The following is a 17,812-nucleotide window of genomic DNA, read 5'->3' as shown; positions in this document are numbered from 1 at the left end:
TGATAGCGCACAAATGATCTTTTAGCACATTTAATTCCTCTTTTAAGGAGCAAACCATCTCTTCTTTACACTCTACAGAAAACTCATCCATTTTAGACTCTCTAGTAAAAGGCATCGATAAAGATACAAAACCTCTCAGGATCGGACCATACCCTTCCCTATTTTTTCCTTCATATGTTGAGGCAGACATAGAACCGTAATAACTTCCATGATAAGAGTTTTCTATCACACCTATTGCCCTTCTGCTACTCCCCTTTAAAGAAGAATATTTTCTTGCCAATTTGATCGCACCTTCGTTTGATTCTGAACCGCTACAGGTATAGATAATTTTGTCAATATCTTTATGAGTGATACGACAAAGTAATTGTGATAGTTCCTCAATTTTAGGATAGTTTATCGTTATCGGATTTACATAGGGTAATGTGTTAAGTTGATCTATAATTGCACCTTTAATGTCCTCATCACTATAGCCATAATGCATATTCCATAATCCACTGTAAGCATCAAGATATCTTTTTCCATCTTCATCAAATAGATTGACACCACTCCCACTGACAACCTCTAATATGGAGGGATTGTCCGCTCGATTAAAGGGCTTCCAGTATGCATTTAGATTACTCATAACATTCACTCTTTCTCTTAGCAATTGTAAATATCCATTCATCATGTCCAATTGGAATTTTTTCTCTTTCTGCAATCCCTAAATTGGAATGAGAAAACAAATCGTTCACAAAGGAATCTGTAATATTCTTTTTATCTGTATAAGTCATGACTCTTTCAAATCGTCCATCAGCGTGCTCAATCTGTGTATAAAAGTTCCCTATAATTCTTCCTGGACTAAAATTTTTAAAATCTTGCATTAGTGTTAGAGCCGTATAATTCTCACTTTTTTCACATAAGGACATTATCTCAGACATCTCTTGCCCTTCTGCAAGACTACGATAATCAAAGATGAAACATCCACCATTTTTTAAATGCTCTTCTATGAGATTTAAAAGTTTTATAAGATTCTCTACATCATCAGCTAATATACAAATAGTCGTTGCAGGTAAAAGTATAACGTCGTATTTTTTATTTAGCTTAAGATTAAAGACATCCCCATAGGTAGTCTGAATGCGTTTTTGAATGGATTTCGGCAATTCTTCTACTTTTTTATCTAGGAGACTTAACATATCCTTGGACAGATCGATTCCATCTACTTTAAATCCATTTTGTGCTAAGGGAATGGTCAACCTTCCATTTCCACAACATAGCTCAAGTATTTCTTTCCCATATTGAAGACATTTTGTAATATATATTTCCTGTTCCTCTGGAGGCAATGGAAAGGTATTATAAAAATGAGCAAACCAGCTATCATACATACCAATATTTTGAATTTTATCTTCATATAATTTATGTATATCTTCAAATATGCCAAAATAATGTTGCATTAAATGACCCTACTTTCTTTGATGATTCTCAAAGCCTCTAATACGTGTTTTTCTGCTTCTCCTTGAGGGATGGAATATCGATCTCCATAATAAGCCGTTAGATCACTTATCGGCACATCTCGAATATAACCCTCTGCAATATATACGAATCGCTCATCGGTTTGATATATTTTTGGCATTTTAAAACTCAATATGTAAATATCATCACCCATTCGAAATGCCGTAAAAAGGTTATTCACTTTATTCATAGGATATTGGTCTTTCTTATCAAAAGCTAAAGTATACTCTTTATTATTAATTTGTAGCTTACCTATATCATGTGTAGTAAAAATCTTATTATATTGAATCATGTCTGAAAACAATGAGGATTTGTAATTATAATCGTGAATGAGAGGGTTTGATTTCATTACACTGCAAAAATATTCTTGATCCAATTGATCGGGTAGCATGGCACATTTTGAACAATAAGCGTTTGCCTTACAATCTGTACAGTTCCGTTTTACTCTTTCCTTATTCATGGTTTTAGAAGCGGCTTTTAACAAGTCAAAATACTCGTCTTTAATGCTGCCGATAGACTTTGAACAATTAATGCAAGGCATAAAATGGCCCTCTGCATTCACATGTCCTCTTGTCAATTTTAATAGTGAACAAGAAGAGCTATTAAAAGTACAACTGTTGACGATCTTGGCATTTGGTTTATTCAATACACCCGTTCGCCCAAAATAATGAACATCGTCTAGCAAAGCCTCCACATCATCTTGATCTACTATATCTAAATAAACGAATTTATCATTTTGATTTTCATAATGTGAATACTTCATTCTCTTTATGAATATAGGATCATTGTGATTATCTATTTTTACATGATTATTACAATATTGATGAATATGTGAAAAGACCAGTTGATTGGTATCCCCTTTGATTTCATTATAAAAATCATCCTTAAGTTCATCTACATGATAAATAAATGCGCTGTTCATGTTTAACAATTCTGGAGACAGGTCTTCAAAAGAAATTTGTGCACCCTGTTCTATCTCTAAGTGTTTTACATTGGTTATAAAATTTGAGCTAATATAATTTCCAGTTAAATACATATCTAAACCATTCTTCATGCTTGTATAAATATCACCATTATCTCCCATTTTCGTTTCAAGGGCAAAGAACTCTTCAAGGGGTATATAAGCTAATGGCTCAGATTCTTCCACATGTATTAACGCATTTAAATCAGAAATAATTCGAATATCTTGATCATGAAATTTCGTAACGCCTCTTCTGTTTTTGTTTATTAAAATAACATCAGTAAACTCTTCGTCTATTAATAATTTAATAATAGAAAAAATAATATGGGCATTATCATCATATAAATACATAAGTGCAAAGTCAGGTTCTTCATCGATTATATTCATTGCAACATCATAGATACTATTTAAATTATCTTCTGAATGAATCCTTACATTGTAATGGTCTTTAAGTACATTTACATCAATTTTTTCAAAGTTAAATAATCCATCCTTTTGAGCAATATTACATATGTATACATTTTTCATGCGGTCACCTCACCATATTCTCTCTGTAGTTTTTCTAGTACTTCCTGCACGCCAATTGGATTTTCATATTTTTGGCCATCCATTGTCACAATATACTCAATTTCTGAAATGGGAATGATTAACTCTATTTCGGACCGCGTGCTTTGTTTTAAAAGAATGGTAGCATCTTCCTCGTTTATAAGATTTGTTATTCTTCCGCAAAAGATATTCTCTCTTACTGCTACAGCAATATCATTACACATTTTCTGCTAGCACCTCCGTAAAAAATTGATCAATATCAGTATGTATTTTATTAAGATAGACGATTTCTTTTATTTCGTCTTTTGGAACATTTGCCCACATGTTTCTTTCTGCATTAATACGTATTTTAAGCACAGAATCTTCATATTGAAATAAATCACAATAATAACTTACATTTTGAGTAGTTCGAAGAATAAACATCATTTAGCCCCTTTCATAGAATTTGCTTTTACGTACATTTCATGAAGCAGTTCCTCATTGAAGTTCTTTGTTCTTATAACAGGAGTTACCAGATTATAATGGGAATAATTTTGATCCATGATCTCGATTCCAAGTTCTTCTGCATGCTCATACTGATACGTTCCAGGAAAAGGTGTGTTTATTGAAATGCCATACTCTACATTTGGATTTACATCAACCATTTCTTCAACCAAATCCATGGTCTGTTGCATGGTTTCTTCCGTGTCAGAGTAGTGCCCTAACATTAAACTTAGAAATACACCAATTTTGTATTTGCCAATATGTTTGACAATTTTTTTTAAATGTTCTAGCTGAATATCTTTATTAATATTGTCTAATACCTCCTGATTTCCGCTTTCTACACCAAATTGTATAGAGAAACAGTTGGAATTTCCTATTTTATCCACCAATTCTTTTGTCATAACATCTACTCTCGATTCGCAGCTCCACGCCATTTTATGCTCATAACTTGTGTGCAAATCGCAGAATTCATTTACCCTTTGCTTATTCACTGTAAAAGTATCATCGATAAAATATAATTTATCCGTATCACTATTAACCTGATTGTAAATGACCTGGCATTCTAAAAACACATTGCGAATATCCCTCATTCTATACTTAGCTCCTGAAATTGCAGAAGCGGAGCAATATATGCATTTTGCCGGGCATCCTTTGCTCGTATACACAGACACGATGCTCCTATATCGATCTATTTCAACTCGAGTCCTATTGATGACAGGAAGTAAATTTAAATCTGTAACACCATTTCTGGACTCATTCATAATTTTCTTTCCATCTTCTTTATAGATTAAACCTGTAATATTATTTGGGCTAATAATTTCTTCGCCTTTTTCTAAGTAAACTAATAATTCTAAAAGTGTCGATTCTCCATCGTTTGGAATAACGTAATCTACATTCCTATTTTTAATTACTTCATCTGGTCTAAGTGTTGCATGGGGTCCCCCCACAACCAAGACAATATCCCTATTATAAGATTTAATCATTCTCATAAATTTAAACATGATATTTAGGTTTTCTGTATAAGAAGTAAAGCCAATCACTGTAATGCCTTTACTCTCAATAAATTCAAAAAGTTCATCGTAATTTACTTCATTGTAGTTAAAATCTTTAACATATGATTCAAATCCAAACATGGTTGCATATTCCGTCAATGCTAATAAGCCTAAAGCAGGATTATACTGATAATCATTTTCTACGAAATCTTGTATTGTGGAATAACAGGGTAAATTGACACATAAGAGTTTATTCTTCATTTTGACCTCCCAAACTTTATCTATCCTTATTGAATTGTCCATCCGCCATCGACGACCAAATTGTGTCCAGTAATCATTTTGTTTTCTTCACATAACAAGAAATCAATGGCATGTACAATATCAGCAGGTTCACAATAATTTTGCATTGGTATCTTTCTTAAATAATCCCTCTTTGACTGTTGACTGAGTAAATAACCTCTATTTTTTTCGTATAGTATAAATGTTGGGGATATTCCATTTACACGAATGCCCCACTGTGCAAATTCTAAAGCTAATACCTTGTTGAGATTGATTAAACCTGCCTTACTAGAACAGTATGCAGATCGATTTATGTTTCCAACGATGCCGTGTTGTGAAGCAATATTGACCATAGAACCCTGAATATCGTTAGCTATCATATTTTTGGCAGCTTCTTTCATGGCAAAGAAGCAACCTTTTAAGTTGATATTCATCACCTTGTCCCAAATTTCCTCCGTGGTGCTAATCGCATCTGCTAAATGATTCACACCTACGCAGTAAATAAGTTCTTTTATGAGTATATTTTCATCCTTTATCTTTTGATAAAGGAATTCAATTTCCTCTACAATTTGTACATCTATAGGATAGACTAATGCATTTAAATCTCGTTTTGAAATATAATTTTGAATTGTTTGACATTTTTCTTCTAAATCTGTCAAGATATAATTTTTATCTCTATGTCTACTTAGATATTCTAAGGCGATTTCACTAGTGGCCCCAACTATTAGCGTGTACATTTTCAATCTTCCTCTTTTTCTTTGTATCGTATTTTGTAATTCCTTTTCTAAATTTCTTTGCACAGATCAATCCTATGATAATGGCATAAGCAATCTGTATTAAAATAATTAAGCTAATCTTACCCCAACTAGGGTCCGTAACTGATGTTAATACGATATTCGAGAAGATTGAGAAAAACGGTGTAAACTTCATTATTTCTGCAATAGTAGCATCAAAATGCATTTGTAAAATTAGAGCAATATAAAACGCGATGACTAATATTACCGACTGAACAATGGATGCTGATCCAGCATCTTGAACGGTATCAACATAAGATGAATTTGCTGCATATAAAAATCCGTAGGTAATATATCCGACAATCAGCATGGCAAGCATCATAACTAATGTTTTTGCATTAAAAGCATTTACAATCTGGTCATATATCTCATAAGAATCAAAGACATTAATAGATATTAAGTAGATCAAAACAAAAGCGCTCAGATGTGTAAATAGTACACCAAACATACCTATTAATTTTCCTATAAGCATTTCTAAAGGTGATATATAGGATAAGAGTGTTTCTGATATTTTGCTCGTCTTTTCCTCAATAATGATGTTTCCTATATGAACAACGTAAATAAACATGGTAAAAAATATTATCAAATTGGCAAATAGATTTATAGTAGCCTTATCTACATCATTATAAGTAAAATAATCAACATTCTCTTGAATAACAGTTACAATAGTCCCTTGATCTAATCCAAAATCGGAAAGTTGAAAGACTTTCGCCATTTGTTCAGCCTTAATTACAAATTCATTTAGATGACCTGAATCAATTTGCGCATTATAGTGAAATCCGACCCGTTTTGTAGTATCGTCAAAAACCATTATGGCATCATACTTCGGATTAACGCGGTCAAGAGCTTCAATATTCTTTTGGGGGTTTTCATCGTTTAGGATTTTAAATTCGACATCCTCAGAAGAATAAGCTGAAAACATAGATGAATCCACTTGTTTTTCATCTACATATACGCCAATAGTGTGTGAATGCTCATCGTTAAATAATTGTTCTGTAATAAAATCGATATTTACTATTCCTACTATTAAAATTACACCTATAAAAAGGATGATGCGAAAAGCACCGCTTTTTACATAATTTAAATACGTGAATTTTGTTTCAAGCCAGATTTTTTTCCAGTTCATCATCTAACTCCTTTATAAAAATATCATTTAAAGTAACTTGAACCTTCTCAAATTTTAACAGTTCAATATTGTTTTCTATCATCTCTATGCCTATTGATAAAAGAACATCATAATCATTTCCTTCAACAATATAGCTGTTTTCTCTTGGTTTCTTATAAAAAATATTTTTTTCATTCAAATAGGAATCAATATTCTCACTTGTAATATAAAGTGCTTTATTTCCTGCACTATATTGATCTTTTATGGTTTCGACATCTCCCTGTATTAATACCTCACCTTTTTTTAAAAACAATACGTGATCACACATTTCTTCCACATCTTCTAATCTATGGCTTGACATGATGATTAGTTTGCCATTGTCCCTACATTTTCGAATCACCTTTTTAAACATTGACACATTGACAGGGTCTAATCCACTAAATGGTTCATCTAGAATTAGAACTTTAGGATCATGAGCAAGAGAACTGATCAATTGCACTTTTTGTTTGTTTCCCTTTGATAATTCTTTTATTTTAGTGTTAAGGTATTTCAGAATTTCTAGTTCATTTAAATAATATTTTATATTTTTGAGAGCTTCCATTTTGTTCAGACCATTTAATTGAGCTAAAAACATAAGCTGGTCTTTTACAGTCATATTTAAATACAAGCCCCTCTCCTCAGGTAAATAACCAATTTGAGTTTTGACATCATCTTCATACTCAAAGGAAACAGAACCATGGTCTGGCTGTATAATGGACATGATCATTTTTATAAGGGTTGTCTTACCAGCACCATTTCTACCAATCATGCCCATAATCTTTCCATGAGCAATAGAAAATGATATTCCATTTACTGCTTTTACCTCGTCGTAACTTTTATATACATTAGAGACCTGTAATCTCATTGTAAAACACCACCTATTGAATATTTATAGCTCCAAGAAATGAAGAATCTTTCATTTCTTGGAGTATCCTTAACATATCATGTCCCAATTGTAACTCCACCAACAACTACAACACCACCAACTACTGCACCTGCAATTGCATTCCAAAAATGTCCTGGCATTACAATATTTTCTACTTCTTCAAATTTAAAGTAATTCACATTTGTCACCTCCTCATACTTATTTCATTTTGAAATGATATCAAGTAGCTGCCGCAATAACTGCAGATGCTACTAATGCTGCACCACCCCAAAAGCATTTTACACAAGGTGATTTCACTTCTTCTACTTCTTCAAACATAAAGAAATTAGTGTTTTCCATTTGATTACCTCCCTTCAAATTTTATTCCTTTATATCTACTATTAATTTCCCATAGTATAAATAAGGTCAAAAGAATGATCAGTGCAATTACAATGGGAAGACCTAAAACAGGTCTTATGTAACTATATAAGTAATAGAGTGTAATAGCCCAGGATACTACATAGAAGGCAATTAATGAAAAACCGTAAAGGATCATTTTCCAGTTTTCACTCTTTGTCTTTTCACTTGTAAATAGATGATAAACGCTTGAAATTGCTTTAGAATATAAGTAGTCAATACTGAGTAGCGTACTTACGAGCCAGTATCCGTCGTACTTAAAAAACGGATTTAAATTTCCAAAGAACATGAATAAATTGAGAAAGAATAATAAAGCGAAAAAATATGAAAAAGTATTTGTGATAACAATTTGTAGTAGAAAAATGAGTCCTAATATACCACCAAGGATGATTTGATTGTTAATACCAGCTAATATTATTTTAATCTTTTCTTTTTTGCTGGCAATGCGCATGACCGTTACATCTGTATATAAGACTGGAAGCAAGAAAAATAGCATGCATCCACAGCTACCAATGTATCCAGTATATTTTTTACACTGTAAGGCATGACCTAACTCGTGAAATACCGTCATAAAGAAAACGGAAAAATATAATCCAACAAACTGGGTAATACTAATTTTTTTGAAGGACGACAAATCCATTTCAGGGATGTATTGTATTAAGGCACCTATGGTAATGAAGATCATTATAATCGATAAAAAGTACAAAATAGTACTTAACTTTTGAACAGATTCACTTAGTAAAAAGTTTACGAGTTTCTCATTTTGATTCATTATTTTATCGATGTCAAAACGAAATAGATCAATTTGAGTAATCACAGGTGGCTTTCTCACTTTAACAGGCTTCTGTTCTTTATCATCATCAATTAATACTGATTTTTTATAATAGAAGTCTTCTATATTAGAATCCGAACCTTCTAAGTCATTATAATTGGATAAAAAGTCAAAAGAGTATTTGTCGATTTCGTAATATGCATTTTTATCTCGATCATGTAATATGTATCGATTATCATTTGAAATGATTCTAATATTAGGATTTAGTTTCACTTTTAACACCTCACCTCTTATATAATAGGCTTCCTTGAATAATTCTTCTTTATTTTACCAATGTTTTATTATGAGAGTTTTTGTAATATGTTAATTACAGTTTAATTCTTTATAAATAATTGTATTTAATTATTGCGGTGGGAGAATACCTGAACAAAAACAACTGCTATAAGAGAGAATAAGTGATAAAAAAATTTATTAACTGTTTATATTGAGTATTCATTTTATTTGATTTAAAATATATAAGTGGTAAAATTATGAAGAGAATACTTAATTGAAAGGAGTATGACATGAGAGAAGTTTATGATTTTTTAATGAAATGTGGAATTTATTATCTTGCAACTGTAGAGGATGATCAGCCAAGAGTTCGACCATTTGGTACGATTAATATTTTTGAAGACAAACTTTACATTCAAACTGGTAAATCAAAAGATGTGTCTAAACAAATGATGAAAAATCCAAAAGTAGAAATCTCTGCATGTAACGGTGGCGACTGGATTCGAATTGAAGCCGTTACAGTAGAAGATAATCGGGTAGAAGCAAAACAAAGTATGCTCGACAGTTACCCATCTTTACAAGAAATGTACTCCGCTACAGACGATAACACACAAGTACTTTACTTAAAAGATACAGTTGCTACCTTCTCATCTTTCACTAAGGAGCCAAAAGTAGTTCGATTCTAAATAAATTCTACGTTAAAACACCTGAAATTTTCTTAGGTGTTTTTTTATTGCGTATAGAAGGTTCTTCTTTCGCGGAAAGCGGAATACGGAATTCTGAAAGCTGAAATTCAACTTTCACAAAATCAAAAGAGTAATCCGTCAATTCTTTCAAAGATGCTACTAATACACCTTTACTTAAATAAACAGAGATCAATAAAAAAATCGCCTCAACAACTCTAGCTATTACAGTAGCTAGAACAGCTCCTTCAACACCTAAAGCAGGTGCGCCAGATAAAAAACCAATTCCTAGTATCTTTTTTATGTTTTTCTCATCTCGTTTACCCCAATATTAAGAAATAAACACACTACATCCTCCACACAATCCAATAAGAATCATATTAAAAAAGAAAAAATACTGATTTGCAATCCCTACTGCTGCAATCTCTAGTTCGCCTAATTTTCCTATCATTACCGTATCCATCATATTTAATAGAGAGGATATTAGATTCTGAATAATAATTGGTGAGGCGATCATTGCTATTTTGCGGTAAAAATTTTTGTCATCGAAAATACTTCCTACTAGCTGTGTAATCTTCGTCATTTAAACCTCCGTATAATAACAATAGAGCGCTCTCATTTTTCTTTATGACATACATTAGACCCCCTAATTAGGGGGTCTAATGTATGTATTGCATTCATAAGGAATAAAAGTATCAAAGGTAATCATTTATAAAACCCTCCCTTTAAAGAAGTTTTATGTTTTTTTGCTCATCGCAGACTATATTGACAAAACGATCTCTAAGCTTTGTCTTTAATATAACTTTGCGTCCCCACAAATCTTGGATATATCTTAATGTTTCCTCTAAATATTTTGCATGTAATTCTCTTCCGTCATAAACGTGCTCTAAGGTCAGTATTTTCTCTTTTTTAGACATATCCATAACTCTTATATAAGGAACGCTACCCATGCCCGCTGAGTCCGCTAGAGCATTTCGGATAACTTCCCAGCCATCTTCATCGGCTACTTCTTTTACAATATACTCATACCCTTGCTTGCAATATTCAAATAGATTCAGTTTTTGACAAGTTTCTCGTGTTAAGTAACGCCTAATAAAAGATGCATCCCGATCGAATTCTCGCACCTTAAATATTTTTTCCTCTCCATATCTCTCTTTAAGATCACAAAAGATTTCAAAACCTAAATGATAAGGATTTAAGCCACCTAAAATTGGCCTTACTACATCATTGTGACGCTTTATAAACTCTAGGTGAAGGGGTGGAGGTAATTGTAATTTCTTAAGTATATTATAATGCCAGTAACTAGCCCAACCTTCGTTCATGATCTTTGTTTCTATTTGAGGTGCAAAATACTGGGATTCTTCACGTACAATATTAATAATATTCTTTTGCCAATCCTCTAAATCACTATATACGCTAATAAAATACAGTATATTGTCTTCAGATTGTAATGGGATTTTATTAAAATCAGGTGGTTCTACTTCTACTCTAGGCTCTAAGATACTATAGTGAGTGCTACTTTCTTTGTAATCATCAATCATCTCTTGTCTCAAGATGTGATTCTCTTTTCTTTTTTGCCCCATTGTCCTAGAAACTTGAAATCGAATAGAATGTGCTGCATTAAGCATCTTTTCCACATTATCATAACCAATACTTGGATCATTGATGTAATTTCGTATCATCATTCCATGATTTTTAAACATCTCTAAAGTATTATAGGCCTTCGTACCCTCCTTAAATAATCGATTATTCTTAAAAAAATCATTATGCCCATACACATGAGCCATGGTTAATATCTGAAGAAGTAAAGTATTATCATTCATAAGATAAGCAATACAAGGATCTGAGTTTATGACCATCTCATAAGGAAGACCAGTCAAATTATATTTATGCAATGTCTTTGTCTTCTCAAAGGATTTTCCAAAGCTCCAGTGAGGGTACCTTGATGGCATACCTGAGTAAGCCTCATAGGCAATCATCTCATTAAAATTGACAATTTCAAACTCTTGAGGATAATAGTCTAAATCAGATTCCTTAGCAATAATTTCGATCTTGTCATTCCATTTTTCTAAATCATTTATCGTATAATCCATAACTTAACCCTCTTTTATGTCCATTTTTAATATATTTTTAAAAACCTGCCATACTTCCTCTTTTCTTAGAATGGATTGGGTTACAAACCGTTCATGCTGAACTCTCTCTAATAATAATTTTTGAATGGTGCCATTGAAGAAATAAGGCATAATCTCTATGTATCCAAACATATTACAAAGGTGGCAAAGTTCATTTGCAGTTTCTATGGCTTTTTCATTATCTTCTGACCAGTTATCTCCGTCACTAGCATGAAAAGCATAAATATTCCAACGCTTAGGATTATACTTTTCTTTAATTACGTGAAGTGCCATTTCATAGCCAGAGGATATATACGTTCCCCCAGACTCTACTTTATGAAAAAATTCTTTTTCAGTAACTAATTTTGCTACTGTCGAATGAGATATAAAAACTACTTCCACATTGACGTATTTCATCTTTACAAATTGATACAATAAAAAGTAAAAAGACCGAGCTAAATATTTTCTCGTTATATCCATAGAGCCAGAAGTATCCATGATACAAATAATGACTGCATTGGATTCTTTTCTTTTTGTCTCCTTTATTCTGTGATATCGGATATCATCTTCTTTAAATGGAAATCTTCCTATATCTTCCTCTATGCCTTCTTCCTTTAAAAGCCTTTTCATAGATTGCTTTCTCATTAATTTTTGAATAACCGTTCGTTTTTTTGCCAATCTTGGAGGTATGCCCTTTCTCTGATATCCTGATTTTTTTCTCGAATGGTCTGTTACCACTTCTGAAAACCTTTTCTTATCTAAATAGGGTAAATCTAAATCCTCAAACAAATAGTCCACAATTTCTTCAATGGTAAGCTCCGTTTCGTAGATGTCCTCACCCTCGCTATTTCCTGCCCCATTATTCCCCTTGCCTTCTATTTGATTTGAAGAATCCTCTCCTACTTTGTCTCCCCTTTTTTCTGTTCCATCACCACTAGCAATACTAGGTGAATTCTTTCCATATATAAACTGATATTCCTTTAAACCTCGTATAGGCACTTTAAACTTTTTATTACCATTTCCTCCAATGATCCCTTCCTCTGCTATAATATCGGGGAGATTCTTCTTTATTGAATCCTCTACAAGATGACGATGACGACGTCGATCTTCTGCTGATCTATCCGTATTAAATGGCTTAAAATCCCTAAATGTCGCCATGGCTTTAATCCTTCCATAGGTTATTCGCTGCATATTTAAGTATTACGTCACAGCAATGGTCACAGTATCCATTTCCCTTTAGCTCTTGAACCATCGCATTATACTTTTTGTCTTGTTCTTCATCTCGAACTTTCGTCTTTGTAATGATACGAGATAATTCCCTTACAGATGTGGTCAGTTTTCTCTCCACCGCATCTTTCAAAGGCTCGTAGCAGGTATAATTCATTTTGCTACCCTTCCTTATAAGGTAAAACATATATGACGTCACATCTTGCCGAAAGCCTTTAGCAGAGCTTTCAGATACCCCTATATGTTCTTCAATGGATCTCATAAAGATCTCATCAGGTTGCAACAGTTCTCCAGTTGCCGTATCTTTGAGTTTTGATTGATTCAAAAATGCTTCTGCATGATCTAGATAATTATTAAATAAGCTTTCTGCTTGTTCTCTAAAACTATGTATAAAAGCTTTTGTGATTTCTTTTTCTAATGTTTTATTGTACTCTTTGCGAATGGTATCTTGCAGAAAGTTTAAATACCTCTTTTTTTCGTCTTCGCTGATATCCATTTCTTTTACAGAATAAATTAATGCCTCTAAGACACTTAATGGATTAATACACCCCGTTTCAGAATTAGCGATAGCATTATCAATTGCTTTGATGGTAAACCTAGTGGATGCTCCTGATAATCCCTCTCTTGTTCCTGCTTCTTCTTTTAATTCTGTAATATCAATGCGAACAGTTGTACCTTGCTCTACAATTTGTGCCCCATTGTAGATTTTTAATTTTGTCAATGGATCTACTTTAGCCGATGGCTCTAAACGAGTTAGTATAGCAAACATAGAAGCGATTTCCACGGTGTGAGGAGCAATATGAGCATCAAAAGTACTTGTCTTTAGCATTTTTTGGTAGATTTTTAATTCTTCATTTAATTCAAGGCAATAAGGTACTTCTACTTTTACAATTCGATCTAAAATAGCCTCATTCGTATGATCTGATTTAAATCGATTCCATTCTGATTCATTAGAATGGGCAAGAATGATCCCATCAAAATAGATCATTGAGCCTTTACCAGGAGATGGAATGGATTTTTCTTGAGTTGCCGTTATAATGGTATGGAGGTATTCTACGTCATTCTTAAATACTTCAATAAATTCTACAATCCCTCTATTTCCCACATTAAAGGCACCATTTAAGGATAATGCTCGTGGGTCATCTTCAGGATATAAGTCTAATTTTGAAATATCTACACTGCCCATAAGCACAGACGTATCCTGATTATTTGGATCAACAGGAGGTACTACGCCTATTCCTTTTCTAGATCTTATGGAAAAATCTGTACGAACTACTGGGATTTTTTCATACTCTCCATGATATTCTTCCTTTAATCGATACCTGCAAATTGGGCATAAATCTCCTTCAATGGGAATTCCGAGAATTTCCTCTATTTCTTTTCTTAAATGCTTTGGTATGAGATGTAAAGGCTCTTCTCTCATAGGGCATCCTTTAAGTGCATAGATAGGTTGACAATCTTCTAAAGCTATTTTTAGGGCTTCTACAAGGGATGATTTTCCTGACCCTACTGGCCCTACAAGGTATAATACTTGTCTTGCCTCCTCACCTTTCATAGCAGCTGAACTAAAATAGTTCATGATTTTCATAATGGTTTTGTCAATACCAAAAAAGTTGTTTTTAAAAAAATTGTATCTGCGTATTATTTGATTTCCGTGTATCTTGCGAACTCGCGCATCATCTTCCGGCTTAATCACTTCATATCCTTTTTCCATAATAGCGTTATACATTCTTTTGTGAGATAATTTTGCAAGGTCTGGTTTTTCCTTTAGAATTTCAAGATATTCTACTAAGGTACCTTCAAATTCTTCCTTGTTACTCGTTGCTCTATCTTTATTAAATAACGTCTGAAAGTTCATGATACCTCTCCTCCTTATTTCTATAAAAAACGTTAATAGTACATTATATTCTTAAGAAAACATATCTAAAACTAAAAAGTCATTATTTGTTCTTTTTCCATTGTTCATTCTTAATTAGATTGCGTCCATGCCCATCGCACCCAAAAAAAGCCTATAAACAAATTGTTTATAGGCTTTAAAAATATTTTAATAATTCTTATCTGCGTATCCTACCCAACCGCCTTCCTTGACGAGGGTCTTGTCAAATCCACCAATTTTAAAATCAATGTTCTCTACATTTCCATCACAGCTTATAATGATTTTATCACTATCAATATTGATTTCTATAGATACATCTTTTCCTGCATAAGTCTCAAAAAGGTAATCAATCTTTTCTTTGGGAAGTTCAATGGCTAGCATTCCACAGTTATACATATTCTGCCTAAAGATTCGCGCAAAGTTTTCTGCAATAACTACGTTGATTCCATTGACTTCAAGAGCCCATGGAGCATGTTCTCTTGAAGAACCACAACCAAAGTTTTCTCTTGTAATGATTATAGCTTTCCCTTCTGTATCTTCTTTTGTAAATCCAGGAAGAACTAAATCCTCTAATAAATAAGGTTTTAGAGCTTCTTTTGTAATTTCAGTAAGGTATTTTGCAGGTATGATTTCGTCTGTATTGATATCACTTCTATCTAAAAATAGTACTCTCCCACTAAATGTCTTCATTTTTTACCTCCATCTACTAAACCTGATATAAATCAGAGTTTGCTATTTTTCCTTCAATTGCAGTTGCTGCAGCACTTGCAGGGCTCATAAGGTGTACCATACCGCCCTTACCCATTCTACCGTTGAAATTACGATTTGTAGTAGACGCACATACTTCTCCTTCTGCAAGGACGCCGTTGCTCATGCCTAAACAAGCTCCACAGGTTGGATTTGTTACGCAAAAACCTGCATCTTGGAAAATTTCAATAATTCCCTCTTTTAACGCCTTAGAGTAGACAGCTGGAGTTGCAGGACTTACAACACCACGTACATTGTCGCTGATTGTTTTACCTTTTAATACTTCTGCTGCTATTCGAAGATCTTCGATACGTCCATTAGTACAGCTTCCTATGTAAATTTGATCTACTTTTGTTCCTTCCATTTCTTTAACGCTCTTTACTTGATCTGGCTTGTATCCAAAAGTCACCATAGGTTCTAAGTTGGAAAGGTCGTATTCATATATTTTTTCGTATTCTGCATCTGAATCTGAGGTCCATTTTGAATACTCTTCTAAGGCAGCTTCCTTAGAGTCAAATTCATCTTTGATAAAGTCCCATAAATATTCTACGGTAGTCCTATCTGGATAACAGATACCACTTGTTCCACCTGCTTCAATGGCCATATTACAAAGAGTCATTCTAGACTCCATACTCATTTCATCTACTATTGGGCCAGTAAACTCAATAACCATATTTGTTGCACCATTAACAGTTAACTCTTTAATGATAAATAAAATCACGTCTTTAGCGTATACGCCCGGTTTTAATTTACCGTTTAAGACAAATTTAATCGTTTTGGGGAAGTGAAAAGCACATACTCCTTTTAAGATACCTACTTCAAGGTCTGTTGTACCAATACCTGCTGCAAAAGCACCAAAAGCACCGTGAGTACATGTATGAGAATCCCCCATGATTACAGTGTATCCTGGTCTTACAAATCCTTTTTCTGGGAATATAGCATGACATACGCCATTTTTTCCAATGTCAAAAAAGTCCTTTATATCGTGTCTTTTTGCCCAGTCTCTTAAAATTTTGCCTTGTTCTGCTGTCTTCGAATCCTTTGCAGGAGTAACGTGGTCGATAACGGCTTTAATTTTTGTAGGGTCAAATACCCTATCCATGCCCCGCGCCATTAAGTCCGTAATAGCAATAGGCGTTGTGATTTCATGACAGAAAACTCTGTCTAACTTTAATACATGTGTATCAGGAAATGGCTCTGCTACTCGGTGAGCATCAAATATTTTTTCAGCAATGGTCTTACCCATATTCTTCTCCTCTTTCTATATCTAAAATTGTGTTATGTCTTTTAGTGGTCACTTAAAAGTTATTTTCTAATCAATATACCGCAGATTATACCAGAAAACATAGAAAAAGAATGTAAAGAATGTTACAATTAAGATAAATTTAAAGGAGGTATATTTATTTGAACGAAAACGAGTACTTAGTATATCACAAAATTGATATGCCTACAGAATTATTCGAGGCTTTTAATAGAAAAGAAGCAAAATTATATAAAAAGAATAGTATTATCTATCGTCAAGGAGAAAAAGCAGAAAACTTTTACTTTTTAAAAAAGGGAAATGTAGAAGTCTTTGTTATGTCCCAAGAAGGGGCTGAGAAAGGCTTGAACAATTATAGAGCTGGAGAAGTATTTGGTGAAGCTTCTTTTTTTGATGGATATCCTAGAATTTCTACAGCTAAAACAATTACAGAATGTGAAATTATCACCATTACGAGAAAAGATATTGAACATTTTTTTAAAGAAGATCCCTCCCTTGCTCTGAAGCTGATTGAACTTTTATCAAAAAAGGTTCTCAGATTATCAAGAGAAATTGACCATATTTCTTTTATGTCTGCTGAAAAGAGAATCGCCGAATATCTACTAAGCAGAAGTCAAGGAACAGATGGAACGATTACATGCACTCAAGAAGATATTGGCAATACTGTTGGCGTTAGTCGAATTACCGTAAGTAGAACATTGGGAAAATTTCTTAAAGACAAATGGATTCGTACAGGTTATAAAAAAATTGAAATCATTAATATCAAAGGGCTTATGGAATTCTTAGATGATTAAAGATTACCTAGTCAAAAAAAGATATAAGGGATGATTACATATACTTCGTAATACATCCCTTATATCTCATACTTACTAGTCATGTAAATTTCCTTTCCTATG

At 33.1% G+C, this 17,812-nt stretch carries 20 protein-coding genes; 2 read left to right on the top strand and 18 right to left on the bottom strand.

Annotation, left to right across the window (positions count from 1 at the left end):
* The 11 genes from Q7P22_RS07380 to Q7P22_RS07330 all read right to left on the bottom strand — a co-directional run.
* Positions 1 to 622: aminotransferase class III-fold pyridoxal phosphate-dependent enzyme (locus Q7P22_RS07380; protein ID WP_303862553.1), on the bottom strand; the 622-nt coding region annotated here is incomplete at its 3' end.
* Positions 615 to 1,430 (bottom strand): bifunctional 2-polyprenyl-6-hydroxyphenol methylase/3-demethylubiquinol 3-O-methyltransferase UbiG, encoded by an 816-nt coding sequence (locus Q7P22_RS07375; protein ID WP_303862550.1) that lies wholly within the window; start codon positions 1,428 to 1,430, stop codon positions 615 to 617. The genes Q7P22_RS07375 and Q7P22_RS07380, both read right to left, overlap by 8 nt.
* Entirely contained in the window at positions 1,430 to 2,977 is a 1,548-nt protein-coding gene (locus Q7P22_RS07370) for a hypothetical protein (protein WP_303862548.1), read from the bottom strand. The genes Q7P22_RS07375 and Q7P22_RS07370 overlap by 1 nt, the downstream gene beginning before the upstream one ends.
* Positions 2,974 to 3,219 carry a hypothetical protein gene (locus Q7P22_RS07365; protein WP_303862546.1) on the bottom strand — a complete coding sequence of 82 codons (246 nt, stop codon included), beginning with the start codon at positions 3,217 to 3,219 and terminating at the stop codon, positions 2,974 to 2,976. The genes Q7P22_RS07370 and Q7P22_RS07365 overlap by 4 nt, the downstream gene beginning before the upstream one ends.
* Positions 3,212 to 3,418, bottom strand: coding sequence for a hypothetical protein (locus tag Q7P22_RS07360; protein ID WP_303862544.1), 207 nt, complete (start codon positions 3,416 to 3,418; stop codon positions 3,212 to 3,214). The genes Q7P22_RS07365 and Q7P22_RS07360 overlap by 8 nt, the downstream gene beginning before the upstream one ends.
* Positions 3,418 to 4,731, bottom strand: coding sequence for a radical SAM protein (locus tag Q7P22_RS07355; RefSeq protein WP_303862542.1), 1,314 nt, complete (start codon positions 4,729 to 4,731; stop codon positions 3,418 to 3,420). The genes Q7P22_RS07360 and Q7P22_RS07355 overlap by 1 nt, the downstream gene beginning before the upstream one ends.
* A 26-nt stretch (positions 4,732 to 4,757) precedes the next feature.
* Positions 4,758 to 5,486 (bottom strand): SDR family NAD(P)-dependent oxidoreductase, encoded by a 729-nt coding sequence (locus Q7P22_RS07350; RefSeq protein ID WP_303862541.1) that lies wholly within the window; start codon positions 5,484 to 5,486, stop codon positions 4,758 to 4,760.
* Entirely contained in the window at positions 5,458 to 6,669 is a 1,212-nt protein-coding gene (locus tag Q7P22_RS07345; protein WP_303862539.1) for an ABC transporter permease, read from the bottom strand. The genes Q7P22_RS07350 and Q7P22_RS07345 overlap by 29 nt, the downstream gene beginning before the upstream one ends.
* On the bottom strand, positions 6,644 to 7,552 hold the full coding sequence (locus tag Q7P22_RS07340) for an ABC transporter ATP-binding protein (RefSeq protein WP_303862537.1): 909 nt from the start codon (positions 7,550 to 7,552) through the stop codon (positions 6,644 to 6,646). The genes Q7P22_RS07345 and Q7P22_RS07340 overlap by 26 nt, the downstream gene beginning before the upstream one ends.
* Positions 7,553 to 7,629: 77 nt before the next feature.
* Positions 7,630 to 7,752, bottom strand: a complete 123-nt coding sequence (locus tag Q7P22_RS07335) for a hypothetical protein (RefSeq protein WP_303862535.1) — start codon at positions 7,750 to 7,752, stop codon at positions 7,630 to 7,632.
* Positions 7,753 to 7,916: 164 nt separating this feature from the next.
* Positions 7,917 to 9,023 carry a hypothetical protein gene (locus tag Q7P22_RS07330; protein WP_303862533.1) on the bottom strand — a complete coding sequence of 369 codons (1,107 nt, stop codon included), beginning with the start codon at positions 9,021 to 9,023 and terminating at the stop codon, positions 7,917 to 7,919.
* A 281-nt stretch (positions 9,024 to 9,304) separates the two neighbouring features.
* Here Q7P22_RS07330 and Q7P22_RS07325 point away from each other — a divergent pair, with 281 nt between their 5' ends.
* A complete protein-coding gene (locus tag Q7P22_RS07325) occupies positions 9,305 to 9,697 on the top strand; it encodes a pyridoxamine 5'-phosphate oxidase family protein (RefSeq protein ID WP_303862531.1) in 393 nt (130 codons plus the stop codon).
* A 7-nt stretch (positions 9,698 to 9,704) separates the two neighbouring features.
* Here Q7P22_RS07325 and Q7P22_RS07320 read toward each other — a convergent pair whose 3' ends face one another.
* The 7 genes from Q7P22_RS07320 to Q7P22_RS07290 all read right to left on the bottom strand — a co-directional run bounded on the left by Q7P22_RS07320 (position 9,705) and on the right by Q7P22_RS07290 (position 16,901).
* Positions 9,705 to 9,890, bottom strand: coding sequence for a hypothetical protein (locus tag Q7P22_RS07320; protein ID WP_303862529.1), 186 nt, complete (start codon positions 9,888 to 9,890; stop codon positions 9,705 to 9,707).
* Between the two features lie 135 nt (positions 9,891 to 10,025).
* Positions 10,026 to 10,277 (bottom strand): MATE family efflux transporter, encoded by a 252-nt coding sequence (locus Q7P22_RS07315; RefSeq protein WP_303862527.1) that lies wholly within the window; start codon positions 10,275 to 10,277, stop codon positions 10,026 to 10,028.
* A gap of 142 nt (positions 10,278 to 10,419) precedes the next feature.
* On the bottom strand, positions 10,420 to 11,787 hold the full coding sequence (locus Q7P22_RS07310) for a SpoVR family protein (protein ID WP_303862525.1): 1,368 nt from the start codon (positions 11,785 to 11,787) through the stop codon (positions 10,420 to 10,422).
* Positions 11,788 to 11,790: 3 nt separating this feature from the next.
* Positions 11,791 to 12,963, bottom strand: a complete 1,173-nt coding sequence (gene yhbH / locus Q7P22_RS07305) for a sporulation protein YhbH (RefSeq protein WP_303862523.1) — start codon at positions 12,961 to 12,963, stop codon at positions 11,791 to 11,793.
* A gap of 4 nt (positions 12,964 to 12,967) precedes the next feature.
* Positions 12,968 to 14,890: a PrkA family serine protein kinase gene (locus Q7P22_RS07300; RefSeq protein WP_303862521.1), complete on the bottom strand. Its 1,923-nt coding sequence runs from the start codon at positions 14,888 to 14,890 to the stop codon at positions 12,968 to 12,970.
* Positions 14,891 to 15,076: 186 nt separating this feature from the next.
* Positions 15,077 to 15,598 (bottom strand): 3-isopropylmalate dehydratase small subunit 2, encoded by a 522-nt coding sequence (locus Q7P22_RS07295; RefSeq protein WP_303862519.1) that lies wholly within the window; start codon positions 15,596 to 15,598, stop codon positions 15,077 to 15,079.
* Between the two features lie 16 nt (positions 15,599 to 15,614).
* The gene (locus tag Q7P22_RS07290; protein ID WP_303862517.1) at positions 15,615 to 16,901 is read right to left on the bottom strand and encodes a 3-isopropylmalate dehydratase large subunit; all 1,287 of its coding nucleotides are present in this window, start codon (positions 16,899 to 16,901) and stop codon (positions 15,615 to 15,617) included.
* A 158-nt stretch (positions 16,902 to 17,059) separates the two neighbouring features.
* Between Q7P22_RS07290 and Q7P22_RS07285 the strand changes: the two genes are divergently transcribed.
* The gene (locus tag Q7P22_RS07285; RefSeq protein WP_303862514.1) at positions 17,060 to 17,710 is read left to right on the top strand and encodes a Crp/Fnr family transcriptional regulator; all 651 of its coding nucleotides are present in this window, start codon (positions 17,060 to 17,062) and stop codon (positions 17,708 to 17,710) included.
* The last annotated feature ends 102 nt before the right edge of the window (positions 17,711 to 17,812 follow it).

Origin of the sequence: Alkalibaculum bacchi (assembly GCF_937875145.1) — a bacterium.
GTDB classification, from domain to species: Bacteria; Bacillota; Clostridia; order Eubacteriales; family Alkalibacteraceae; genus Alkalibaculum; species Alkalibaculum bacchi_A.
This window is presented reverse-complemented; position numbering and strand designations above follow the sequence as displayed.